Here is a 24,401-nt window from a genome sequence, read left to right on the forward strand (position 1 = left end):
CCTATTTCTTACCCAGGTTTTCTTGTAAAAACTCTTCTAAAGCCTTATACAAAGCCGTTCTTCCCTGCTGGCGTATTACCGGGTTAGGGCCTTCTTCTTTTTCGATGTAAGTAACCTGAACATTGCGTTTTTTAAGTTCTTTAATAAACTGTACCCCTTCGGCTACGTTTACGCTTGGATCTTTAGGGTTTTGCGCAATAAAAATAGGCGATTTAAACCGATCAGCATGAAAAACAGGCGAAGCAAAGCGCATGTAATCTGTTTCGGTTACCGGATTGCCTACAATTTCGTAATACATCTGCAATTTAGCTTTTAAAAACGGCGGGAAGGTTTTCAGGTAACTAAACAGGTTAATTACGCCAGAATTCGATCCACCACATTTATAAAGATTGGGATTTTTATACAAACAATTTAAGGCAATATAGCCTCCAAAACCATTACCATAAATAGCAATCCGCTTCGGGTTGGCAATTTTCTGTGCAATTAGCCACCTGGCTCCATCATTCACATCATTTTGTATTTTATCGCCCCACTCTTTAAAGCCTGCTGCGTAAAATGATTTACCGTAACCGGTAGATCCACGGTAGTTTACCTGTAAAACAGCGTAGCCGCGGTTGGCTAAAAACTGTACCTCAGCATTATAACCCCAGCTATTTCTAGCTTTAGGCCCGTTATGCGGAAAAACTACAACCGGCAAATTAACTGCTTTTTTATCTTTTGGCAGGGTTAAATAGCCGTTAATGGTTAAACCGTCGCTGCTCCTAAAACTAATGGGCTTCATGGTGCTCATGTCCTCTGGTTTAATAGCAGGACTCACATCAGTTAGTTTTTTTAGCTTATTATCTGCAGCGGTATATAAATAGTATGAACCAGGGTTTTTATCGGTAAAAGTGCGTATTATAAATACTTTATCGGTTCTATCTTTATCTGCAATTATCCACTCGGTACCTGGCAAAAGCTGATCTATTTTTGAATAAGCCAGTTTTGTACTGTCATCAAGATAATATTTCTCTCTTTTCCAGGTTTCGTAAGTTGCAAAAAGCATTTTTTTCCTGAACCGCGAGTAAGTGGCATCAACTACGTTTGAGGTATCGCCTGTAAAAAGCACCCGTTTTTCCTTTCCGGTAAGTAAATCGAGTTCTACCAGCGCATTTTTATCGCGGTTAACACTAGAAATGGCATAGAGACCATGCAATTTGGTTTCTGAAAAGGCAACAGGCTGTAAAGTGGTTTCAAAGTTATTGGTAATTACCGGTTTGAACTCCTTGCCTGCATTTTCGCGGTACATTAAGGTTTCATTTACTCCATCACTGGCAATGGCTAACATCAGTTCACCTTTACAATCAGTCATCCACCGACTGAAATTACCCGGATTTTGGGCCAGCATATCCATGGCGCCGTTACGTACATTTAAGCGGTAAACGTCAAAAAGGGTCGAATCGCGTTTATTTGAAGAAACGATAATGTATTTATTATCAATCAACTGATCTTCAATTACCCTCAACCTGCTTTTTTCATTCGTATACAGCTGTACCTGTTTGCTACCATCTTTATTGATGACAAAAATATCAGATCTGCGCTCTTTCGATTCATCTTCGGTATAGTAGATCAATTCGTTGTTGCTTGTCCAAAAATGAAAGCTAATGCTCTTATCGTTCAGGTCGGTAAGCTGCACACTCTTCCCACTAGCCAGGTCTTCGGCAAAAAGTTCCAGCTTCTTGTTCTGTAGCTTTAAATACGAAAGGCTTTTCCCATCGGGCGAAATGCGGTAATAGGCTTTATCCTGCGTTTTAAAAAAATCATCTACAGGTATAGCACTATCATTCTTCCCTTTACAGGCAAAAATAAATACGACCATTAACAATAGAAAAATCCTTTTTAGCATAAATAAATCCTCAACGGGACAACAAAAATAACTATCACAACAACTTAACCACGATTTACACCAACAATGTTACCTATGCAACCAATAATAAGTAGTGGTTCAATTTAGTATTTATAACATATACACAAAATAAAATACAGGTAACATTTAAAATACGTTTTATATAAGATAGTGGTTTAGCTAAACCTTTATTAAAATGTTACATTTAAAACTTATAATTTAGGCTTTATGAACCGTTTGCTTTTCATCATATTCTTAACGCTTACGCTGGGGGCCAATGCTCAGATTTTTCTCCCTGGCCAATCAATAGCGCCAGACGAAAGCACTTTAGCCATACAATATTATCAGGATGGAGATTATGAAAAAGCACTTGTTTTGCTAGAAAAACTTTATGCCATCCCCAACAACGAAGCCTATTTTGACATCTATTTTAACACCTTAATAAAGCTAAAGCGATATGATGTAGCCGAAAAGGTAGTTAAACGTGAGATTAAGAAAAATCCACAGAGCGATATGTACCCCATTGCTTTGGGCAAATTGTACCAGGAAAAAGGCGATGTACAGGCGGCGAATAAAATTTTTACTGATGTAATTTCTAAACTCCCGAAAGATGAATTTAAGATCAGGAATTTAGCCAATAACTTTTACCGTTTCGAAAATTACGATTTTGCGGTACAAACGTTTAAACAGGGCCGGAGAATATTAGGCAATGAGCAGCTATTTACTTTCGAACTGCTAAATATCTACAGGTTTAAAAAGGATAAGCCCATGCTGATGCAGGAATATCTGGATGCATTTGCTACAATGCCACAGCTTTTACCACAGGCAGAAGCTGTACTTTCGGCTGTTTTTGAAGATAAAAACGATTACCAGCTTTTTCAGGGGCAATTTTGAAAAAGATACAGAAAGAGCCCGATGCCGAAATTTATATCCAGTTGCTTACCTGGAATTACATACAACAACAGGAATTTGATATGGCCCTGCGCCAGCTCATTGCTTTTGATAAACGTACTAAAGCAGATGGAGGAACCTTATTTAATGCCATTTATACTTTTGTAGATAACAATGCATACGAAACCGCTATAAAAGCATACGAATACCTTTTAACCAAAGGAAAGGATAACCAGTATTATCTGCCATCAAAAATCGAAATGCTAAACACCCGTTACAACCTGCGTACCAGCGGGAAATATACAGTTGCTGAACTTGATTTACTGGCCAAAGATTACGAGGCTTTACTGGCCGAAAACGGCAAAAACCGCAATACCCTTTTTGCCATTAAAAAACTGGCTAATTTACAGGCTTACTATCTCAATAAACCCGCATTGGCCGAAAAAGAACTGGAAGAAGCCATAAAAATGCCGGGCGTTAACGACCAAGAAGTAGGCCAGCTGAAACTTGATTTAGGCGATATTTACATTTTAACCAACGAACCCTGGGAGGCATTTTTGGTTTACGAACAGGTAAGCAAGCAATTTGAAGGGCAGCCTATTGGCAACGAAGCACGTTTCCGCAGCGCTAAGCTTTCTTTTTATCAGGGTAATTTCGAATACAGTAACGGCCAATGCCTGGTTTTAAAAGCCGCCACCTCGCAATTAATTGCAAACGATGCCCTGAACTTAAGTTTATTGATTAACGACAACATTCAAACGCCTGCAGATAGCAACGCGTTAAAAATGTACGCCGATGCAGAGATGCTTTTATTTAGGAACCTGCCTGAACGTGCCATCAAAAAAATGGACAGTATTGCCATTGCTTTTCCGCAAAACAGCCTTACCGATGCCATTATGATGAGTAAAGCGAGGATTTTGATTAAAGCAAACGATTTTCAAAAAGCAGCCGATATCCTTAAAAAAGTAACCGATGATTTTAAAGATGGCATATGGACGGATGATGCCCTTTTTACCCTTGGCGATTTATACGAGAAAAAACTAAACGATATTGCTCAGGCAAAAATTTATTTCCAAAAACTGATTACCGATTATCCCGGCAGTATGTTTAGCGCCGAAGCCAGGAAAAGGTTTAGGAATTTACGCGGAGATGGGGTTTAGTTAATTGGTTGACTGTTTAAATCGGTTAATTGTTACAAACTCAATTTATCAAATTAGATAAATTGAGCCTTGTTTAAATGTAATTTCTAAATTGAAGAAAAGCAGAAACCATAATCCCTAAAATCCCCAATATTAAAATACGTTCGCCATGTACCCTATCTCCATGCACATAACCAACAATCCTTTCGCCATTGGGCAAAGTTTTTTTGTGGTTTCTTAAGTATAATCCAATTACCACGGCAAAGAGTCCTCCAAGAACTGCTGTAACATAGCCTGCAACGATAAGTCCTTGTGGAGCTTTATCTGGTTCGGCCAACACATCTATTCTTTTTGCCTTAAGCAACTCAATCTGATCATCGTTTATCTCAATTCCCCGTTCCTTTAATATTTTTTTGGCCAGTAAAAAATCTAAACTGCTCCATTCATCCTGTTTTACTACAATCTCCTTTAGTTCCTCATTGCTGAAATCAAAAATGTAATAATCAGGTTCTATATATGCTAAATCATTCTCTGCCAATTGCTGTAACAAAGTATTGGCCCGTTCAAAGTCTGCCGATTTCAACTTAACCCTAAAATCCTTATCAATTTCGTTATTGGCGAACGAAACATCAAAATCTGCAGAAACATCCTCCAATTCAACCTCAATCCCATTTTCCTTTAATGTTTCTGTTAGTACCAATGCAGCAGCTTTATCATTAAATCGTTGAAAGGTTACAAAATCCATGGTTATTATAACTATTTAGGTGCGAATAAAGATATATATTAAAATGTTTCTGGTAATTTCTTTTATGTAGAAGTTGGCCACCATTGTTACTCAGTTAGCTTACTGGTAAAAGAATCATTTTATAATAAAAAACCAGTTATAAATGCAATAATTGAGTTAATCTACTTTGAAACCTTCCTGCAGTGTGCAGCAGCAAATCAAAGTAAAAATAGAGGTGAAAGGCTTGTTCCAATTTTTTAGCCATGATATATTATTTATCTTTGCAGTATGTACTTATACAATGTTACGCTCATTTTAGAAGATGCTGCAGCCCAGGAATGGTTGCAGTGGATGCAGGAAACCCATATTCCACAGGTAATGGCTACTGGCATGTTTGTGTCTAACCGTTTGTTAAAGGTGGTAGATTCGCCAAATGAAGGCGTAACCTATTGCGCACAATACGTAGTAGATAGTTTAGAAAACTACAACCAATATCAGGAAGTTTTCGCACCACCTTTACAGACCGAATTAAACGAAAGATACAAAAACCGTTTTGTAGCCTACCGCAGCTTGATGGAGTTTATCGGTTAAGTTTAAAAGGATTAAATTTTGAATGAGTGAATTGAATGTAAACAACATCATTCAATCACTCAACCATTAATGCATTCCATAATTACTTTAGCTTCTCATTATTCTTGTGCCGGTCGACATCACGGATACTTTTCTTTTCGAGGTTTTTCGCTAAAGCTTCGGTTAAGTTAATGCCGGTTTGGTTGGCCAGGCAAATTAGAACAAACATCACGTCGGCCATTTCATCAGCCAGATTTACATCCTCGTCGCTTTTTTTAAACGATTGCTCACCGTATTTACGGGCCATAATGCGGGCTACTTCGCCAACCTCTTCCATTAAAATGGCGGTATTGGTTAACTCGTTAAAATAACGGATACCTGTTGTTTTAATCCAACGGTCTACTGTTTCCTGTGCTTCGTTAATGGTCATGTTTTTCTTCTTCTATTTCTGATTGTATCCTGCTGTTAATATCAATGGTAGCATCCTCCAGTAAAAAAACTGCTGCGCCCTTTTCTCTGGCATAAGGCGTAGTTACCTCTCCTATTTTGGTTATTTTCTTAAAAAATGGCTGCTCTTTTTTTCGTTGTGGATCTTCCTCGTTCGGTTCCCTGATCAGAATTAAATGTTTAATTGGTTTATCCATTTTAAACCAGTACAAATAATCAGCATTGTAAGTTACCGTATTTATATTTTTAAATTTCGAATAGTAGTTTATTGCGCCTGCCTCACCGTAATTATCGGCACGTACCAATAAGGCCGATTTATCTTTAACTCGGGCATATGCCGAATCTGTTAACCTGGCCATTTCTTTCCAACCTTGCATATCAGCAAAATCCTGCGGTAAATCGTGCTGTAGTCCATCCTCCCAACGCAAAGACCCTACCCTGGCAAATTTATTGTGTTTAGCAACAATTTGTTGTGGACTTAAAATCGGGTAGGCATATTTTACAGTGATACTAAACAATGCAAGAGGTAAAATTATCATTAAAACCCTGAGGTATTTTTTCCACCGCTGGTTAAACAACAAGGCCAAATAAGTGCAGCCAGCAGCTATAACAACAGGATATAAACCTGCCGCATAATAAGCTTTGGCCCTAAACCAGGTAAACAAGCCCAGCGAAATCACAAAACCAATCACAATCCACCGGTAAGGGGCAAAGGTTTTACTAAAAAGCAAAGCCCATAAACCGGCCAAAACAATAAAAATGATATTGAAATAATACAAAAGCTGATCCTTTAAAAAATCGGCTCTGTTAATTTTATCGAGTTGCGTTCTGGCCAGTTCTTTCATGTGGCCAACAACCGGAAAATGATGGTGGTATTGCCAAAGTAAATTGGGGAGCATAACCAGCAAAGCAACAAGCCCAGCAAAATACAGGTGGTTATTTTTATAAATTTTGCGCTGGTTAGAGATCAGTAAGGCAGGCAGTAAACCCGCGGCCAAAAAGCAAATACTGTATTTGTTTAAGAAACCAATACCAAGGGCTAAAGCCATAAAATACAAGTATCGGTTTTCTTTGGTATTGATATACCTAATCAGGAAAAAGTAAATGGCAGTCCAGCTTAAGAGATCAAATGCATTCGGTTGGAAAAGTAAATCCAGGCGGCCAACCGCGCAGCATATTAAAGCAATAGCAGAAAGCACTTTTGCATAGAGGCCTCCTCTAAACTCGGCTACAATTTTCCAGGTAAAAATTAAAGTTGCCGCGCCAATGCTTGCCGTAACCAACCGAACAGCTGCCTCGCTTTTTCCTAAAAACTGAATTAAAAGTGCAAAAATCGAAGTAACCGGTGGTACCGACTGAAAGCCCCAGGCAAGGTGATTGGCCTGATCCAGATGTAAAAACTCATCGCGATGTAGGCTATAGGCGGCATTAACAAAAAAGAAGGGCAAAATGAGTTTTACAATAACAAATCCACAAAGCACTGCTAAATCCACCTGTGGGGATTTCGACGTTCTAAAGTTGATATCATTTTGCATATATACCTGTTTGGAGTTTATTCCTTATCCTTCGTATCGATTAATATGGTAACCGGCCCGTCGTTAAGTAAAGCTATTTTCATATCCGCACCAAAAATCCCTGTTTTTACTCGCTTACCAAGCAAGGCCGACAATTTTTCAATCATTTTTTCATAAAGCGGTACCGCAACATCAGGTTTTGCCGCACGGGTAAATCCCGGTCGGTTACCCTTTTTGGTCGAAGCAAATAAAGTAAACTGACTAATTAAAAGAATATTTCCGTCTACATCGGCAAGAGCTTTGTTCATCAAGCCATTTTCATCGCCGAAAACCCGCATGCCTACAATTTTCTGTGCCAGCCAATCTAAATCTTCGTTCGTATCAGCATCTTCAATTCCCAGCAGCACTAAAAAACCGGTTTCAATTTGTCCGGTAATCTCGCCCTCAACTGTGCAACTTGCCTGTGTAACTCTTTGTAAAACTGCCCGCATTTTATATTACTTTTGATCGATAAAATTGATATGCGCAAGATAAGTATTTTAGTGATTTTTGCCTTTTTCTTATTCGGCTGTAAGCAAAAATCGGTTATTCACCCTACTTTTTATTACTGGAAAACCGATTACCGCAATAAACCAGCAGAAACTACTTACCTCAATCAGTTTAAATCAAAATCGCTCTACGTGCGCATAATGGATGTAGATTTTAATCCGGATATACAGCAGCCCGCTCCTGTTTCGCCCATTAAATTTTCTGATTCTTTGCCTGACGGGCTGAACATTATTCCGGTTGTATTTATTGTGAACAACGTTTTCAATAAAATCGATTCGCAGCAAACAGCCGTTTTAGCCAGCCGCATAGCCAAATTTGTAGATGATAAGGTGAAACAATCGGGAAAGCGAAATTATGCCGAACTGCAGATCGATTGCGACTGGACCAAAACCACCAAAGTTGCCTACTTTAAATTTCTTGAACAATTAAAAGCAACCCCACTTTTGAAGGGCAAAGCCATTTCGGTAACCTTACGCCTGCACCAGGTTAAAAACATTGTATCGAGCGGAATTCCACCGGTAGAAAGGGCAATTTTAATGTGCTACAATATGGGTAACCTGCGCAAATACGGCGAACAGAACTCTATTTTAAATCAGCACGAAATGGATCTTTACCTCAAAGATTATCTGGCGCAATACCCGCTGGCACTTGATGTGGCTTTACCCATTTTTGAGTGGGCTGTGGTGTTCAGAAATCAGGAGTATGCAGGTATTTCCAAACACATCAGTAAAGTACAACTAGAGGACCCAAAACTTTTTAAACAGCGCAAAAATTCCATTTTATACGATTTACTTGTTGATTACCCCGATGCAGGCTTAAAAAGTGGCGATGTAGTACGCTGGGAAGAAATTTCGGCACAAGATTTATCTTCTACTGCTAAATTTTTATCCCGATATTTAAAGCCTGAAGAACGAAACCTTGTTTTCTACCATTTAGACACCGACCTGTTAAAACATTTTACCCATGATGACTTTCAAAAAATTATCGCTGATCTCTAGTGTATTTCTCCTCACCTTTTTCGGTGAAATAGCCGTAAACATTGCCTGTGGCGGCGAGATAGACCCCTACGATTATTACATTTCCTATTTCCATAACAACATTGAAGGCGATGAATATGCCCCTTTTGCTTATAACGAAATGGTGTATTTAAACAGTGAAGATGATGTAGAAAACGAGCCTGATATCAACAGCCGCGAATGGGCTAAATACCTCAACGTTAAAAAAGAGGATGTATTGAAAGTAATGTATAAAACCGACAGCGCAACCAGTGCCAAACTTGCCAATTTTGACGGAAGCTTATCGCAATTGCCCGATAGCTTGCAGCAGAATACCTTTATCCAGGCATTGAGCAAACGTAAAGCACCATTAAAATATTATTTATTTGCCAAAAGCTGCGAGCCGTTAGCCAATGTAGAATTTAGCCTGTGGGATGCGAAACCACGCGATACCACAGCCATGGCTGAAAAAGCAAACGAAGGTTTAAAGCTTACCGCTGATGAAAAGGATGTTTTCCTGAAATTGCGGTATGCCTACCAATCGGCTCGTATGTTTCATTTTGGTGGCTTCCACGCCGAAAGTAAATCGACTTACGAGAAATACATTAAAACAAGCAAGCTAAACAGTGCCGTTAAAGGCTGGGGACTGGCACTTTATGCCGGATCGACCCGCAGGTTAGGTAATCCGGAAGAATCGGCCTTTTTATTCTCAAAGGTTTTTGCCAGTAATCCCGAACGCAGGGTACAAGCCTATAAAAACTATTATTATAACAGTACACCTGTAAACGGCGCATTAAAATACGCTAAAACCGATAACGAAAAGGCCAATATCTGGGCCATTAACGGCTTTGGTGATGCCGATTCGGGTATAGAAAGTTTGCAGAAAGTTTACCAGTACGAGCCTAAAAGCCAGCTTAACGGAACCTTATTGGTACGTGAGGTAAACAAATTAGAACAAAATCTGATCGAAGCCAATGATATTGCCAAAATAGCTTACAATTACTACTTTTCGGATAATGGTGGTTCGAAATATAAAGACAGTTTAAAAGCAGTTAACCTTAAACACCTGAACGAAATCAGGAATTTTGCGGTAAAACTGGCAACAGAAAAAAAATACCCTCAGCCTGAACTGGGTACTTTAACTGCGGCCTATTTATCGTGGATGGAAAACAAAGATTTTATGGCCTCAAACTACCTTGCCATCTTAAAATCTGATAAATTACCTGAAAGGCTGCGCGATCAATACCGGATTGTTGATTTATTGATTAAAGCGAAAAACATTAAAAAAGGTAATCCATTTAACGAAAACGATTTATTGCCGACCTTGAAATGGCTGGATGAAAAACGGTTTGCAGAAAATAAAACTCAACCCAACGAACAATATTATTACGACACCAATCGGGCCGAAAAGCGCTTTAGCAGAACCACGCGAAATTTTTACCAGCAGATATTGGCTCCAGCCTATTTAAGTATGGGCGATACAGCAAAAGCAGCTCTCGCTATGGTTAAAGGCGATCTGGAATATAAAACATTAAAACAAAATTCGCTTTTTCAGAATATGAGCTACCAGAGTATAGCTTTTTGGCAAAAAAATCTGAGTCCGAAAAGCATGCAGGGTTTGGCCGTTTATAAAACCAAAGCCGCCGGCAACGATGTTACCGCTTTGTTGGCTTCGGCATTAAATCAGCTTAAAAACGATGATTTTTATGAGCTATATGGCACCACTTATCTGCGCACCCACCAGTACGATAAGGCTGTTCAGATGTTTGCAAAGGTTTCGGCAGATTATAAATATTTTGCTCCCGAAAACTGGTACGGCGGGGAATCTAATTCGAAACTTTATGCCAATCCTTTTATCGAAACCACTAACGATTATCCTAAAAAATATGTAACGGCTAAAGCATCGGTTACCAAAAAGGCTTTTGCAGCCGAAATGCTTCGTTTACAGAAATTACTGGTGAGCGATAAAAAAAATGCAGCCACCTATTATTACAAAATGGCCAACGCAGTTTACCAAACAGGTTATTATGGCAATAGCTGGTTTTTAATCAGCTACGACTGGTCATCGTACGATAATAGTGCCCCTGCCAAATTTGTTTACGATGGTGATTATAAAAAGGCACAGACCGCCAAGGCCTGGTATTTAAAAGCGAGGTCGTTAAGTAGCAATCCCGATTTTAAAGCCAAATGCACTTTTATGCTCGCCAAATGCCTGCAGAAACAAATTATCATGAATGCACATCCGCTATCTTTCTCATATTACGATAAAACTGATGTGAAATGGAGAAACTTTATCAAGGCCAATTACAACAATCCTTATTTTATAGAATTAAGGCTTAATTATAACAAAACTCCTTTTTATCAGGTTGCGGCGGGCGATTGCAGTTATTTAAGGGATTTTATAGCCGCTAAAAGTAAAAAATAACATGCCGCGTTACTACTAAAGATTGTCATCCTGTGCCTATCGAAGGACCTGCCCTAACGCTATATGGGGCGTTTCGACAGGCTCAACGTGACAAACTTCCAGTGAACCTATTTTAATCCTTAAAAACTACCACCTGATTAAAGCACTTGCCCAGGTAAAGCCCGAACCGAAGGCAGCAAGGCAAACCAAATCGCCATCTTTAATTTTACCAGCTTCCCAGGCTTCGCACAAAGCAATCGGAACGGAAGCGGCTGTGGTATTGCCATATTTTTGAATATTATTAAACACCTGATCGTCGTTTAAGCCCAACAACTGCTGTACATACTGGCTGATACGTAAATTAGCCTGATGCGGCACCAGCATATCAATATCTTTTTCGGTTAAATTATTCGCAGCTAAAGCCTCTTTTATTACTTCAGGAAATTTTACAACGGCTTTTTTAAAAACTGCGGGGCCATCCATATAAGGTAGAGCTGCACCACTTTCTAAAATCTCAGGCGTCATAAACAAACCTCCCAACTCCTGTTCAGGGTAGGCCGGTTTATCTTTTAACCATTTATTGGCATGTGATCCGGGATAATACATGGCCAGAATTTCGGCATCGGCACCATCGCTGTGTAAGTGCGTACTCAAAATCCCCTTGCCAGCCCCATCTGTCGGCTGCAGCACCACTGCACCTGCACCATCACCAAAAATTACCGATACATTACGGCTACGGGTTTCGAAATCCATAGCAAAAGAATGTTTCTCGCTTCCTACAACCAGCACGTTCTTATACATGCCTGTTTTTACAAACTGATCGGCAACAGAAAGTGCATATACAAAACCCGAGCACTGATTGCGGATATCTAAAGCACCGATTTCGCCCATACCCATTTCGCGCTGTAGCAAAACACCACAACCCGGAAAATAGTAATCGGGACTTAGCGTAGCAAAAACGATAAAGTCAACATCTTTTGCCGTAATACCAGCGCGTTCGATAGCAATTTTAGCAGCCTCAATACCCATTGTAGTGGTAGTTTCCTCGTTACGATCGGCAAAACGGCGTTCCTTAATACCGGTACGTTCCTGTATCCACTCATCGCTGGTTTCCATGAAACGACTTAAATCGGTATTGGTATAAATATTTTTCGGAACATAGTAGCCAATTCCGGCAATTTTAGATTGATGCATCCTGTTATTTATATTTTGGTTAAACAAAGTTAATCAATAAAAAAGATATGAGAAGCGTGATTTGAGTAGTGAGATTTCAGCGTAATCACCTAAAATCTAATATCTCAGGTCTAATATCTCAAATCTTCTAAATTATTGTTTATTTTTGCGCCATGTCTACAGAAACCAAAGAAGAGACCTTTACACTCGAAGAAATTTTAACTTCCCTTAAAACCGTACATCGCCTTATTTTGTGGAATGACGACATCAATACTTTCGATCATGTAATTTACTGCATGATGAAATATTTAGATTACAGCGAATCGCAGGCAGAGAAAATTGCCTGGAAAGTGCATAATGAAGGCAAGTGCCCCGTGCTTGAAGGCTCTTTTACAGAGATGGAAGTTTACCGCAAAATTTTACAACAGGAAGGTTTAACCGTTTCGGTTGATTAATTACTGGATTTACTCTATTTCTTATAACGAGAAATCCTGAAACAAATCAGATAGTTATTGGATCAGGATTACTGACCCGTTATTCCAACCCGCTCAACAACTCCGCTAATTCTGCCTGTGTAGTTTGCGTTTTATCTTTTGCGTACCAGCTATGTAATTTCTCGGCTGTAGCCATCGGATCGGTATTTTCCTGTTTCCATCCTTTTAACAGGCTTTGCAAAACCTGTGGACGCGGTGCCCAGCTTTTTAGAACCTGTTCTCCTTTTTCATCTAACACCAGCAAAACCGGTATAGCCCTGCCCCCATTGGTTAAATGTGCATCGATAAGTGGTAGATTTTTATCGCGCAATACAAACTTCAGGTCAAACTTATCGGGAGCAGCTTCAGCTATTTTATTAAAAACCGGAACAATCTGTGCAGCATCGCCACACCAACCTTCAGTAATTACCCATAATTTATAGTTTCCTTTTAAATCGTTAATTGCAGCAGTTAGTGCTTCGTTTAAACTAATCGTTTTATCAACCCTGTTCATACGTTGCACATTCATTTTACTATAGTGCAGCATGGCTTCAGAGTTATCCGGACCGGTAGTTTGTCCGGCAGCTAAAAGCTTGTCAACCAATTGACGGTAAGTGGCATAGTCCATTCCCTGTTCGTCAAAAATTTCGCGATAATTAACCATGATGTTTATAATTATGAGGCAAAGAAAAGGAGAAATTAGCTGAAAATAATCATGATTTTGCAAGAATCGCAAGCGGGTGATTGTACCGATTTTGAGATGACACAGATTTTAAATTTTCTCTATCATACTGTCATTCTGAACGCAGTGAAGAATCTCTAAAGACAGCAAAAATCTAATCATGAGGATTAATAACCGGGGTTTATACCGCAATACTGGTTTAAAAAATATACTAATGATTAAACCGCCATTAATTGACTTACATGCTGGGTTAAGGCCACAAAATCGGCAACGGTTAACTGCTCGGCACGTTTTTCAAAATAAATGTGATTGTCCATTTTATCTTTAGGCATTACTGAAGAAACAGCATTACGCAAGGTTTTTCTACGCTGATTGAAGCCAGCCTTAACCACGCGCCAGAATAATTTTTCGTCGCAATCTAAAGTCTCCACTTCGTTTCGGGTTAAGCGGATTACTGCCGAGTGCACCTTTGGCGGTGGATTAAAAGTGCCTGGCTTAACTGTAATCAGATATTCAATTTTATAGTAAGCCTGCAGAAATACACTTAAAATACCATACTCTTTGCTACCTGCCGGAGCCGCACAACGTTGGGCAACTTCTTTTTGGAACATGCCCACCATCTCAACAACTTTATGGCGGTTATCTAAAATCTTAAATAAAATTTGAGAGGAGATATTGTAAGGGAAATTACCAATAATGGCAAATTGACCTGGGAAAATAGCATCAAAATCGAGTTTCAGAAAGTCGCCATTAATTAAACGATCGCCCAATTGCGGGTACTTTTCGTTCAAGAAGTGAAACGATTCCGTATCGATGTCAATCAGGTAGGTTTCTAAATCCTGGCGCTGCAACAAAAAATCAGACAAGATTCCCATCCCGGGGCCCACCTCTAAAACTTGGTGGTACTTATCGGTATTTACCAACGCTTCTACAATGCGGCTGGCAATGCCTTTATCGGTTAAAAAATGTTGACCTAAATGTTTTTTTGCTTTTACTAAACTCATCTTTGCGCATTATTTTGCCACGGAGGCACGGAACCCACAGAAAATTGTGCACTTACCTGCCTATCATCCGTATAGATCGCATCTTCGCGTTCACTATATTTTATTACAAAATAACTAATTTTTATCGGGTAAGCACCTCTTTAATCGAAAATCAGTAATTTGCGCTAAAATTTTTCAGTAATTATGAGCAATAAACTTAAAATAGGTATCAGTATAGGCGATGTGAACGGCATAGGTTTAGAGGTGATTATTAAAACATTATCCAACCCTGCTATTTTAAATTACTGCACACCAATAGTTTATGGCCACACCAAGGTTTCATCATTTCATAGGAAGGCAAACAATCTTGGCGATTTCAGTTTTAACGTGATTAACCAGGCCAACCAGGCACAGGCAAAAAGGGCAAACATGATTAATTGCTGGGAAGAAGATGTAAAAATAGAACTTGGCCAGGTTACCCCAACTGGCGGTAAATATGCTCTTTTATCGCTGGAGCGTGCCACTGCCGATCTGGTAAATGGCGATATCGATGCCTTGGTTACTGCTCCGATTAACAAACACAATATCCAGTCTGAAACATTCGCCTTTCCGGGCCACACAGAATACCTGCAGGAAAAAAGTGGCAGTAAAGACGTGTTGATGTTCCTGATTAGCGAAGGCCTGCGCGTAGGTGTAGTTACGGGACATATTCCGGTAAAAGATGTACCGGCAGCAATTACCAAAGAAAAAATTACCAGCAAATTAAAGCTGATTAACGATAGTTTAAAGAAAGATTTCTGGATTGAAAAACCGAAAATCGCTGTTTTGGGTCTAAACCCGCATGCCAGTGATAACGGTTTATTAGGCACAGAAGAGGCAGAAATTATAAGTCCGGCCATTCAGGAAGCTTACGATAAAGGCATGATGGTTTTCGGACCATACCCTGCCGATGGTTTCTTTGGCAATGGCAGCTACAAACAGTTTGATGCCGTACTGGCCATGTATCACGATCAGGGGCTTATTCCTTTTAAAACACTGGCTTTCCACAATGGTGTAAATTATACGGCAGGTTTAAATTTTGTACGTACCTCTCCCGATCATGGAACGGGTTATGATATTGCAGGTAAAGATCTGGCCGATCCTACTTCGTTTACCGAGGCCTTGTTTTCGGCTATCCACATTGTAAAAAAACGTAGAGAACAGGAAGAAATGCTGGGCAACCAGTTACGTACCGGCGGTAAAGTAGTAGAAACACAGTTCGACATTAAAGATGATGCTTCTTAAGGGAAGGCTAAAGTTTAAAGACTAAAGCTAAAAGCTTAAATGCCCTTAAATGTCTTAGGCGGTAAAAAGACCGAAATCAAAAAATCAGGGGTCCGAGGACTAAATACTTTAAGACAAAGCCTCAAGCGGAACCGTCGTTTCGACCGTAGTGGAGAAATCTGTTTGCAAGAATAAAACTGAAAGTTTTAACAAATGAAAGCCCCTAAAGCTGCTGGCATCTTGCCCATTATTGTTATCTCACAATTTTTGTGCACTTCTTTATGGTTTGCGGACAATGCTGTACTCCCTGATATTGTTAAAAATTTCCCCCTTGAGCATAACCTTTTAGCCAATCTTACCAGTATGGTGCAGTTTGGCTTTATCACCGGCACACTGCTATTTGCTTTCTTTGCCATTTCCGACCTGTTCTCACCTTCAAAAGTCTTTTTTGCGTGTGGGATTGCAGCAGCACTGTTTAACGTTGCCATCTGTCTCGAAATAACCGATGTAAGACTATTACTTTTATTCCGTTTTTTAACCGGCTTTATGTTAGCAGGCATTTATCCCGTTGGGATGAAAATAGCCTCCGATTATTTTAAAGATGGTTTAGGCAAATCGCTGGGCTTTTTGGTAGGTGCTCTAGTTTTAGGCACCGCTTTTCCCCATCTTTTGAAAACATTTACAGCAGATTTCCCATGGAAATACGTGATTTATGCAACCTCAACTTTGTCGGTAATTGGTGCCTGCAGTATCCTTTTCTTTGTTGCCGATGGACCATTTAGAAAACCCGGGCAAAAATTTGATTTTCGTTCCTGTTTAAGCGGATTTAAAAACCCAGGTTTCCGCTCAGCGGCTTTTGGCTACTTTGGCCACATGTGGGAGCTATACACCTTTTGGGCATTTTTACCGGCAATGCTGCTCCATTACAACGGTACGCACCCAGCCGCTGAGTTAAATACTCCCTTATTTTCGTTTTTAGTAATCGGATCTGGTGGATTATCCTGTATGGTAGGCGGGTTGCTATCTCAAAAATTTGACGCCAAACGCATTGCGATGATTGCCCTGGCCATATCTGGCTCATGCTGTTTACTCTCCCCTATTTTTCTCTTTGCAGATTCAGTGTATACCTTGCTATTTTTCTTATTTATCTGGGGATTATCAGGTACTGCAGATTCTCCGCTATTCTCTTCATTAATTGCTAAAAACGCACCCGAAAGTTTAAGGGGAACTTCGTTAACCTTGGTAAATTGTATCGGTTTTGCCATCACCATTATTAGCATTCAGGTAATTAATCTATTGGCGAAAGAGACGAATTCGCACTATCTTTATATGGTCTTAGCTATTGGGCCTGTTTTGGGACTTTTGGCATTATTAAAAAACAATCATGAGTATTAAACTATCACCCATCATAAAACCAGCAGAATTAACCTGGTTAAACCAAGACGAAGAAATCGTAATTATCGATGCCAGTGCAGGCTCAAAAGAAAGATATGATGAACAGCATTTAGCCGGAGCACTTTTCGCAGATGTAAACAATGATTTAGCCAATATTGTAGATTTTGCTGTAGGTGGCCGCCATCCACTACCTACTTTGGAGCAATTTACACTGGTTTTGCAAAGGTTTGGAATTACAAAAGATACCCATGTAATTGTTTACGACGATAAAAATGGCGGTAATGCAGCTGCGAGGCTCTGGTGGATGTTAAAAGCAATAGGCCATGAAAAAGTACAGGTAATTGACGGGGCTTTCAAGCGGCCGTTAAAGCCGGTTTCCCAACAACAAATAAAATTGAAATTCCAAAGGCTGTTGAAAAATACGAAATCACAGCCTGGAACCTACCCCTATCCGATATAAACGAAGTAGAAAAAGTAGCAAAAACAGACGATTACATTGTGATAGATGTGCGCGATGCCAACCGGTTTGCAGGTTTAACAGAGCCTATTGATTTAATTGCGGGCCATATACCTGGAGCAACCAATATTCCCTTCACCGAAAATTTAGATGCAACAGGCGCTTTCCTTGCACCCGAAATATTGAAAGAAAAATATGCAGCAGCCTTATTGCACGTCCTTCCTGAAAATGTAATTGTGCATTGTGGTTCAGGTATTACGGCTTGTCATACCCTTTTGGCTATGGATTATGCAGGCTTACCTATCCCTAAGTTGTATGTTGGCTCGTGGAGCGAATGGAGCAGAAATAATAAGGAAATGGTACTGGCTGGCTAGTCTTACACAGACCTTACAGATTTTAAAAACCTGTAAGGTCTAAAAATCAAGAGTTAACATCAACAATTTTTAAAAAACATTTTTAATCTAATTATTTTATCCCTACATTTGCAGGCTAAAATTTTACAGTACTTTGAACCCACTAAAACAATTTTCATTACCGTTTACCGGATTAAAATTGGGAACTCATCAGTTTGATTATGAGCTTGATGACCGCTTTTTTAATGCTTTTGAGTATTCGTTAATTAAAAGTGGGGATTTGAAAGTTGACCTGGAACTTGATAAACAAGAAACCATGTTGATACTAAAATTCAAAGTTATTGGTACTGTAAATTTAGATTGCGATAAATGTTTATCCGAATTTGCTTATCCGGTAAATCTTTACGAAAGGCAGATTGTAAAATTTGCTGAAGATGAACTGGAGAGCAACGATGAAGAGATTATTACGCTAAGCCGCAAAGATTCTGAGATTGATATATCAGGGCCTTTATACGAGATGATTAACGTAGCGGTACCTTATATCAAAAACTGCGAGCAGGCAAACAAAGATTGCGATCAGGAGATGATTGATCGCCTGGAGCAATTAACAATTGCCAAACAAGCAGAAGAAAATGAACAAACAAGCGACCCACGTTGGGAAGCCCTTAATAAGTTAAAAAAATAATTAGATTATACACCAATGGCACATCCAAAACGGAAAATCTCGAAACAGAGAAAAAATAAAAGAAGAACACACTACAAAGCAGTTACTCCTTCTTTAGCAACATGCTCGGCAACAGGTGCTATCCACGTACCTCACCGTGCTTACAACGTTGATGGTAACTTATACTACAACGGTAAACTGGTTATCGAAAATACTCAGATTGGGTAATTTTCTTAAAAAATTGTTTGTGTTTTCAGCGGCTTTAGTCATACCTTAGTCAACTGAAAAATTCAGGATTACACCTGACTTAACACAAACAGATTTTTTCTATGAAAATAGGCCTCGACATAATGGGCGGAGACTATGCTCCCAAAGCAATTGTTTTGGGAGCAATAGCTGCTCATCAATCGCTTAACGCCGGAGAACACCTTGTTCTTATTGGCGATACCGAACAGATTAAACCCATTCTTGCAGAAGAAGGCTTTAATCCAGATCATTTTGAATACGTTCATACTGATGAAGTAATTGGTATGGGCGAACATCCTACCAAAGCAATTGTTCAGAAACCTAACTCAAGCATCGCAGTTGGTTTTAACCTTTTAAAAGAAGGTAAAATCGATTCGTTTGCAAGTGCAGGTAATTCTGGAGCCATGCTGGTTGGCGCTGTATTTAGCGTTAAAACCATTCCGGGCATCATTCGCCCTTGTTTATGTACAATCCTTCCTAAAATTAAAGGCGGCACTGGCCTGCTTTTAGATGTTGGCGCAAATGCCGACTGTAAACCAGATATTTTACTACAATTTGGTGTACTGGGTAGTTTATATGCAGAAAATCTTTTGCAGATAGAAAACCCTAAAGTAGCGCTAATGAATATTGGTGAAGAAGATGAAAAAGGAAACATGCTAAGCATGGCCACTTTTCCGTTGATGAAAGACACCAACTTGTTTAACTTTGTAGGCAATGTTGAAGGCAGAGATTTATTTAATGACAAGGCTGATGTGATTGTTTGTGATGGTTTTACCGGGAATGTAATGCTAAAGCTGGCAGAATCGTTCTACGTACTCACCATTAAGAAAGGATTAAAAGATGAGTTTTTCGATCGTTTCAATTACGAACAATACGGTGGAAGCCCGGTACTAGGTGTTAACGCTCCCGTAGTTATCGGACATGGAATTTCCAGTCCTTTAGCTGTTAAAAATATGGTTCTCCAATCCAGGGAAATGATTACTACCGGATTGGTAGAAAAAATTAGAATGGCATTTAAATAATTTATTAAAATGAGTAAAATTCACGCTGCTATTACAGCAGTAAATGGTTACGTCCCCGACTATGTGCTTACAAACGCAGAGTTAGAAACCATTGTTGACACTTCGGATGAATGGATTACAAGCAGAACGGGGATTAAAGAACGTAGAATTTTAAAGGGAGAAGGTTTAGGTACTTCTGATATGGCTGTTCACGCTGTAAACGGTTTACTTAAAAAAAGAGGAATTGATGCAAAAGAAATTGAACTGATTATCTTTTGCACCACTACTCCTGATTTTACTTTCCCTGCAACAGCAAACGTTTTAGCAGATAAAGTTGGTGCAACCAACGCATGGGGTTACGATTTACAAGCCGCTTGTTCTGGCTTTATTTTCGGCCTTTCTACAGGTGCATCATTTATCGAATCGGGCAGGCACAAAAAGGTATTGGTAGTTGGTGGCGATAAAATGTCATCGATTATTAATTACGAAGACCGTACCACCTGTATTATTTTTGGTGATGGTTGCGGTTGCGCTTTATTAGAGCCAAATGAAGAAGGTTTGGGAATTCAGGATTCGATTTTAAGAACCGACGGCGCCGGAAGAGATTTCTTAGGCATGAAAGCTGGTGGTTCTGTTAAACCGGCTACCCACGAAACCATTGATGCCAGAGAGCATTTTGCACACCAGGAAGGCCCTACAGTATTTAAATTTGCTGTAACCAATATGGCTGATGTTGCTGCAGAAATTATGGAACGCAACAGCTTAACCGCTGATGATGTAGCCTGGTTAGTACCTCACCAAGCCAACAAACGTATTATCGATGCTACTGCAAACCGCATGGGCGTTACCACCGATAAGGTGATGATTAACATCGAACGTTACGGAAATACTACCAACGGTACCATTCCATTGTGTTTATGGGAATGGGAAAGCCGGTTAAAAAAAGGCGATAACATTGTGTTAGCGGCCTTTGGCGGTGGTTTTACCTGGGGTTCTGTTTATCTGAAATGGGCATATGACTCTAACTAGGTTAAAGTCTATAGTACAATGGCTCCATAGTTAATGGACATTAGTTGATAGTATTTAGCTATTAACCATCAACCAAAAAACCATTAACGCAAAGAGTAGCCGTAGCACCCCGCAATAATTAAAATTTAAAACAAAAAAAGTATAACTTAGTTAATTCATTTATACACTTTTTTTCACATAACAAGGATTAAAAAATGGATATCAAACAAATACAGGAACTGATCAAATTTGTTTCTCGTTCTGGAGTAAACGAAGTTGCCATTGAGCAAGAGGACTTCAAAATCACGATCAAAACAAACCAAGCACCTACAGTTGTGCATGCAACCATCCCGCAAGCTCCGCTTGTACAGGCTGCTGCTCCAGTTGCTACAGCTCCTACTGCCCCAGTTGCAGCAACACCTGCTGTACCCGCTGCAGAAGACACTTCGAAATACTTAACCATTAAATCTCCAATGATCGGTACTTTCTACCGTTCTGCCAGCCCGGAGAAACCAATGTTTGTAAATGTTGGCGATGAAATCGGTGCAGGTAAAGTAGTTTGTATTATTGAGGCAATGAAACTTTTCAACGAGATTGAAAGCGAGATTTCAGGCCGTATCGTTAAAATCCTGGTTGATAATGCATCACCGGTTGAGTACGACCAACCATTATTTTTGGTAGAACCTATTTAGAATCTGATTTCACAGATTAATTTGATTTCACAGGTTTCAATTATGCCGTTAATTCGGCGTAATCTTTTAAATCTGTGCAATCCTAAATTAAAAAATTATGTTTAAAAAAATACTAATTGCCAACAGGGGAGAAATCGCTTTGCGTATTATCCGTACCTGTAAGGAAATGGGCATCAAAACGGTTGCTGTTTATTCTACCGCCGATCGCGAAAGTTTACACGTACGTTTTGCTGATGAGGCTGTTTGTATTGGCCCCCCACCTAGTAAAGATTCTTATTTAAATATCCCAAATATTATCTCGGCTGCCGAATTAACGAATGCCGACGCAATACACCCAGGTTATGGGTTCTTGTCAGAAAACGCTAAGTTTTCTAACATTTGCAGAGAGTACAACATCAAATTTATTGGTGCTACGCCAGAGCAGATTAATGGTATGGGCGATAAAGCCTCTGCCAAAGAAACCATGAAAAAAGCTGGCGTTCCTACCATTCCAGGATCAGACGGTTTGCTTACCAGCGTTAAAGAAGGTATTGCAATTGCCAACGATATGGGCTATCCGGTTATCCTGAAAGCTACTGCCGGTGGTGGTGGCCGTGGTATGCGTGTAGTTTGGAAAGATGAAGATTTTGAGAATGCCTGGGATAGTGCCCGTCAGGAATCTGGCGCAGCATTTGGTAACGATGGTTTATATTTAGAGAAATATATCGAAGATCCACGCCACATTGAAATCCAGATTATTGGCGATCAGTTTGGCAAAGCCTGTCACTTATCAGAGCGTGATTGTTCAATTCAACGTCGTCACCAAAAATTAGTAGAAGAATCTCCTTCGCCGTTTATGACCGAAGAACTTCGCTTAAGAATGGGTGAGGCTGCTATTAAAGGTGCGATGGCTGTGAATTACGAAGGTGCAGGTACTATTGAGTTCCTCGTTGATAAACACCGTAACTTCTATTTCATGGAGATGAATACCCGTATCCAGGTAGAGCATCCGGTTACAGAAGAGGTAATCAACTTCGACTTAATTAAAGAACAGATTAAAGTTGCTGCCGGAATTCCAATTTCAGGTAAAAACTATACTCCGGAAATGCACGCAATTGAGTGCCGTATCAATGCCGAAGATCCGGCAAACAACTTCCGCCCATCACCAGGAAGAATTACGAATTTCCATTCGCCAGGTGGTCATGGTGTTCGTGTTGATACGCATGTTTACGCTGGATATTCTATTCCTTCGAACTACGATTCGATGATTGCAAAATTAATCTGCGTAGCACAAACCCGCGAAGAAGCCATTTGCACCATGGAGCGTGCTTTGAGCGAATTTGTAATTGAAGGTATTAAAACTACCATTCCTTTCCATTTGCAGTTAATGAAAGACCCTAACTTCAGGGCCGGAAACTTCACTACAAAATTCATGGAAACATTTGAATTTTCAGAATAATATAGTCTAAACTTATATTTAGTACCCATTGAGGCTGTTCCAAAAATAACTGGACAGCCTCTTTTTTTGGGATTCGAATAACATCTGGTTGTTTCACCAATTTAAAAAGAGTTACTGACTTAAGATGTTAGTGATTATCTGAAAAAAAACATTAACGAACTATTATGTAGCGTTTTAGTAGTGGCTTTCGTTTGTACGTAAAACCACCAAATCATGAAAAAAATTCTATTTAACAGCTTGCTATTGCTATTTACTGTAGCAATACTATCTCAATGCAAGAAAAATAACAGTGACGAATTTGAGGTAATACAAATTGCCAAACCAATCACTATTCAGGCCATGAGGGCATTACCTGTAGGCATTACCAAACCTGTACGGGCAAAAAAAACCGGAAAGATATACATCTACAAAGATCTGCTGTTTATTAATGAACCCAATAAAGGCATCCATATCTACAATAACGCTAATCCGGGTGCCCCTGTAAACATTGCTTTTTTACAAATACCGGGAAATGCAGATCTTGCAATTAACAATAATATTCTATATGCCGACAGCTATGTAGATTTACTTGCCTTTGATATTTCAGTGATTACCAATATCAAACAAGTAAAAAGATTAAACGATGTATTTAACCAATTTTATACTGCCGGCGCTCAAAAATATGTGGTAACCTATAAAGACACCGTAGTAAACAAGAGTACGCATTACAAATCAGATTTGATGTATGCCAATTCGAGCTATGGTGGTACTTCAGGTCAGGGCGGATCGATGGCAAGGTTTACCTTACTAAGCGATTATTTATATGCGGTAGGCAGTAACGAGCTGAATCTCTTTGATGTGAAAACAGCATCAAATCCAACTTTTCTAAAAAATATTAATTTAGGCTGGGGAGTAGAAACTATTTTCCCATACGAAAATAAGTTGTTTATAGGCACCAATAGGGGAATGCATATTTTTAGCGCTGCCGACCCCTCTAATCCTGTAAAACTATCTACTTACAGCCATATTTTTGCTTGCGATCCTGTGGTTGTGCAAGGGCAATATGCCTACGTTACCCTACGTACGGGGAACATGTGCTGGCAAGCAAGCAATCAACTGGAAGTTGTTGATATTGAAGACCCGACAAAACCAAAACAGCTTGCGGTTTATCCGATGCAAAATCCACATGGTTTAAGCGTAAGTGCCAATAATTTATTTCTTTGCGAAGGCGCTTTTGGAATAAAGAGCTTTAATATCGCCGATAAAAATAAAATAGGGAACAACATGCTACAGCATTTAAGTAAAATTAAAAGCTTTGATGTTATTGCAGGCCCTAAATCATTAATTGTAACCGGTGAAGATGGCATTTATCAATTTGACTACAGCAATGCTGCAAATTTAAGGCAGCTGAGTTTGATTAGGGTACAAAGTTACTAACCAGATCCCGCTAATAGCTGCAGTACTTTTTAAGTGGTA

General features: G+C 39.5%; 25 protein-coding genes. 17 read left to right on the top strand and 8 right to left on the bottom strand.

Going from position 1 to position 24,401, the window contains the following annotated elements; genetic code table 11:
- Position 1: 1 nt before the first annotated feature.
- Positions 2-1,858, bottom strand: coding sequence for a prolyl oligopeptidase family serine peptidase (locus G7074_RS06950; protein WP_240916487.1), 1,857 nt, complete (start codon positions 1,856-1,858; stop codon positions 2-4).
- A gap of 255 nt (positions 1,859-2,113) precedes the next feature.
- On the opposite strand from G7074_RS06950, the gene G7074_RS27045 reads away from it, so the two are divergent.
- Positions 2,114-2,779 (top strand): hypothetical protein, encoded by a 666-nt coding sequence (locus tag G7074_RS27045; RefSeq protein ID WP_240916488.1) that lies wholly within the window; start codon positions 2,114-2,116, stop codon positions 2,777-2,779.
- Positions 2,776-3,936, top strand: a complete 1,161-nt coding sequence (locus G7074_RS27050; protein ID WP_240916489.1) for a tetratricopeptide repeat protein — start codon at positions 2,776-2,778, stop codon at positions 3,934-3,936. Before G7074_RS27045 ends, G7074_RS27050 begins: the two co-directional genes overlap by 4 nt.
- Before the next feature lie 73 nt (positions 3,937-4,009).
- Here G7074_RS27050 and G7074_RS06960 read toward each other — a convergent pair whose 3' ends face one another.
- On the bottom strand, positions 4,010-4,660 hold the full coding sequence (locus tag G7074_RS06960) for a hypothetical protein (RefSeq protein ID WP_124560596.1): 651 nt from the start codon (positions 4,658-4,660) through the stop codon (positions 4,010-4,012).
- Between the two features lie 267 nt (positions 4,661-4,927).
- Between G7074_RS06960 and G7074_RS06965 the strand changes: the two genes are divergently transcribed.
- Positions 4,928-5,230, top strand: coding sequence for a DUF4286 family protein (locus G7074_RS06965; protein ID WP_166207580.1), 303 nt, complete (start codon positions 4,928-4,930; stop codon positions 5,228-5,230).
- An 82-nt stretch (positions 5,231-5,312) separates the two neighbouring features.
- On the opposite strand, the gene G7074_RS06970 is transcribed toward G7074_RS06965, so the two are convergent.
- From G7074_RS06970 to dtd, 3 genes are read right to left on the bottom strand one after another with little or no spacing between them, the layout of a single operon-like run.
- On the bottom strand, positions 5,313-5,639 hold the full coding sequence (locus G7074_RS06970) for a nucleotide pyrophosphohydrolase (protein WP_124560598.1): 327 nt from the start codon (positions 5,637-5,639) through the stop codon (positions 5,313-5,315).
- Complete coding sequence (locus G7074_RS06975; protein ID WP_166207583.1) at positions 5,629-7,191, bottom strand: glycosyltransferase family 39 protein; 1,563 nt, start codon at positions 7,189-7,191, stop codon at positions 5,629-5,631. The genes G7074_RS06970 and G7074_RS06975 overlap by 11 nt, the downstream gene beginning before the upstream one ends.
- Before the next feature lie 17 nt (positions 7,192-7,208).
- A complete protein-coding gene (gene dtd, locus G7074_RS06980; protein WP_124560600.1) occupies positions 7,209-7,661 on the bottom strand; it encodes a D-aminoacyl-tRNA deacylase in 453 nt (150 codons plus the stop codon).
- Between the two features lie 30 nt (positions 7,662-7,691).
- On the opposite strand from dtd, the gene G7074_RS06985 reads away from it, so the two are divergent.
- On the top strand, positions 7,692-8,717 hold the full coding sequence (locus tag G7074_RS06985; protein WP_240916490.1) for a hypothetical protein: 1,026 nt from the start codon (positions 7,692-7,694) through the stop codon (positions 8,715-8,717).
- Positions 8,683-11,139 carry a hypothetical protein gene (locus G7074_RS06990; protein ID WP_166207589.1) on the top strand — a complete coding sequence of 819 codons (2,457 nt, stop codon included), beginning with the start codon at positions 8,683-8,685 and terminating at the stop codon, positions 11,137-11,139. Before G7074_RS06985 ends, G7074_RS06990 begins: the two co-directional genes overlap by 35 nt.
- Before the next feature lie 126 nt (positions 11,140-11,265).
- On the opposite strand, the gene G7074_RS06995 is transcribed toward G7074_RS06990, so the two are convergent.
- A complete protein-coding gene (locus G7074_RS06995; protein WP_124560603.1) occupies positions 11,266-12,312 on the bottom strand; it encodes a 3-oxoacyl-ACP synthase III family protein in 1,047 nt (348 codons plus the stop codon).
- Positions 12,313-12,464: 152 nt separating this feature from the next.
- Here G7074_RS06995 and G7074_RS07000 point away from each other — a divergent pair, with 152 nt between their 5' ends.
- Positions 12,465-12,746, top strand: coding sequence for an ATP-dependent Clp protease adaptor ClpS (locus tag G7074_RS07000; RefSeq protein WP_121948908.1), 282 nt, complete (start codon positions 12,465-12,467; stop codon positions 12,744-12,746).
- A 79-nt stretch (positions 12,747-12,825) separates the two neighbouring features.
- On the opposite strand, the gene G7074_RS07005 is transcribed toward G7074_RS07000, so the two are convergent.
- Positions 12,826-13,428, bottom strand: coding sequence for a thioredoxin family protein (locus tag G7074_RS07005; RefSeq protein WP_166207592.1), 603 nt, complete (start codon positions 13,426-13,428; stop codon positions 12,826-12,828).
- 236 nt (positions 13,429-13,664) lie between these two features.
- The gene (gene rsmA, locus G7074_RS07010) at positions 13,665-14,450 is read right to left on the bottom strand and encodes a 16S rRNA (adenine(1518)-N(6)/adenine(1519)-N(6))-dimethyltransferase RsmA (protein ID WP_124560605.1); all 786 of its coding nucleotides are present in this window, start codon (positions 14,448-14,450) and stop codon (positions 13,665-13,667) included.
- A gap of 183 nt (positions 14,451-14,633) precedes the next feature.
- Here rsmA and pdxA point away from each other — a divergent pair, with 183 nt between their 5' ends.
- The 11 genes from pdxA to G7074_RS07060 all read left to right on the top strand — a co-directional run bounded on the left by pdxA (position 14,634) and on the right by G7074_RS07060 (position 24,362).
- Positions 14,634-15,713, top strand: a complete 1,080-nt coding sequence (gene pdxA / locus G7074_RS07015; protein WP_124560606.1) for a 4-hydroxythreonine-4-phosphate dehydrogenase PdxA — start codon at positions 14,634-14,636, stop codon at positions 15,711-15,713.
- A gap of 192 nt (positions 15,714-15,905) precedes the next feature.
- A complete protein-coding gene (locus G7074_RS07020; protein WP_166207595.1) occupies positions 15,906-17,087 on the top strand; it encodes a nitrate/nitrite transporter in 1,182 nt (393 codons plus the stop codon).
- Positions 17,077-17,547: a sulfurtransferase gene (locus tag G7074_RS27055; protein WP_240916491.1), complete on the top strand. Its 471-nt coding sequence runs from the start codon at positions 17,077-17,079 to the stop codon at positions 17,545-17,547. The genes G7074_RS07020 and G7074_RS27055 overlap by 11 nt, the downstream gene beginning before the upstream one ends.
- Before the next feature lie 38 nt (positions 17,548-17,585).
- Complete coding sequence (locus G7074_RS27060) at positions 17,586-17,918, top strand: sulfurtransferase (RefSeq protein WP_240916492.1); 333 nt, start codon at positions 17,586-17,588, stop codon at positions 17,916-17,918.
- A gap of 133 nt (positions 17,919-18,051) precedes the next feature.
- On the top strand, positions 18,052-18,582 hold the full coding sequence (locus tag G7074_RS07030; RefSeq protein WP_166207597.1) for a DUF177 domain-containing protein: 531 nt from the start codon (positions 18,052-18,054) through the stop codon (positions 18,580-18,582).
- A 15-nt stretch (positions 18,583-18,597) separates the two neighbouring features.
- The gene (gene rpmF / locus G7074_RS07035; RefSeq protein WP_025143959.1) at positions 18,598-18,789 is read left to right on the top strand and encodes a 50S ribosomal protein L32; all 192 of its coding nucleotides are present in this window, start codon (positions 18,598-18,600) and stop codon (positions 18,787-18,789) included.
- A 101-nt stretch (positions 18,790-18,890) separates the two neighbouring features.
- Positions 18,891-19,829 carry a phosphate acyltransferase PlsX gene (gene plsX, locus G7074_RS07040; protein ID WP_124560610.1) on the top strand — a complete coding sequence of 313 codons (939 nt, stop codon included), beginning with the start codon at positions 18,891-18,893 and terminating at the stop codon, positions 19,827-19,829.
- 9 nt (positions 19,830-19,838) lie between these two features.
- The gene (locus G7074_RS07045; RefSeq protein ID WP_124560611.1) at positions 19,839-20,837 is read left to right on the top strand and encodes a beta-ketoacyl-ACP synthase III; all 999 of its coding nucleotides are present in this window, start codon (positions 19,839-19,841) and stop codon (positions 20,835-20,837) included.
- Positions 20,838-21,031: 194 nt separating this feature from the next.
- The gene (gene accB, locus G7074_RS07050; RefSeq protein ID WP_124560612.1) at positions 21,032-21,508 is read left to right on the top strand and encodes an acetyl-CoA carboxylase biotin carboxyl carrier protein; all 477 of its coding nucleotides are present in this window, start codon (positions 21,032-21,034) and stop codon (positions 21,506-21,508) included.
- A gap of 97 nt (positions 21,509-21,605) precedes the next feature.
- Positions 21,606-22,946: an acetyl-CoA carboxylase biotin carboxylase subunit gene (gene accC, locus G7074_RS07055; RefSeq protein ID WP_124560613.1), complete on the top strand. Its 1,341-nt coding sequence runs from the start codon at positions 21,606-21,608 to the stop codon at positions 22,944-22,946.
- Between the two features lie 213 nt (positions 22,947-23,159).
- Positions 23,160-24,362, top strand: coding sequence for an LVIVD repeat-containing protein (locus G7074_RS07060; protein WP_166207600.1), 1,203 nt, complete (start codon positions 23,160-23,162; stop codon positions 24,360-24,362).
- Positions 24,363-24,401: the final 39 nt, after the last annotated feature.

The sequence above is a fragment of the Pedobacter sp. HDW13 genome (assembly GCF_011303555.1).
Classification (GTDB): Bacteria; Bacteroidota; Bacteroidia; order Sphingobacteriales; family Sphingobacteriaceae; genus Pedobacter.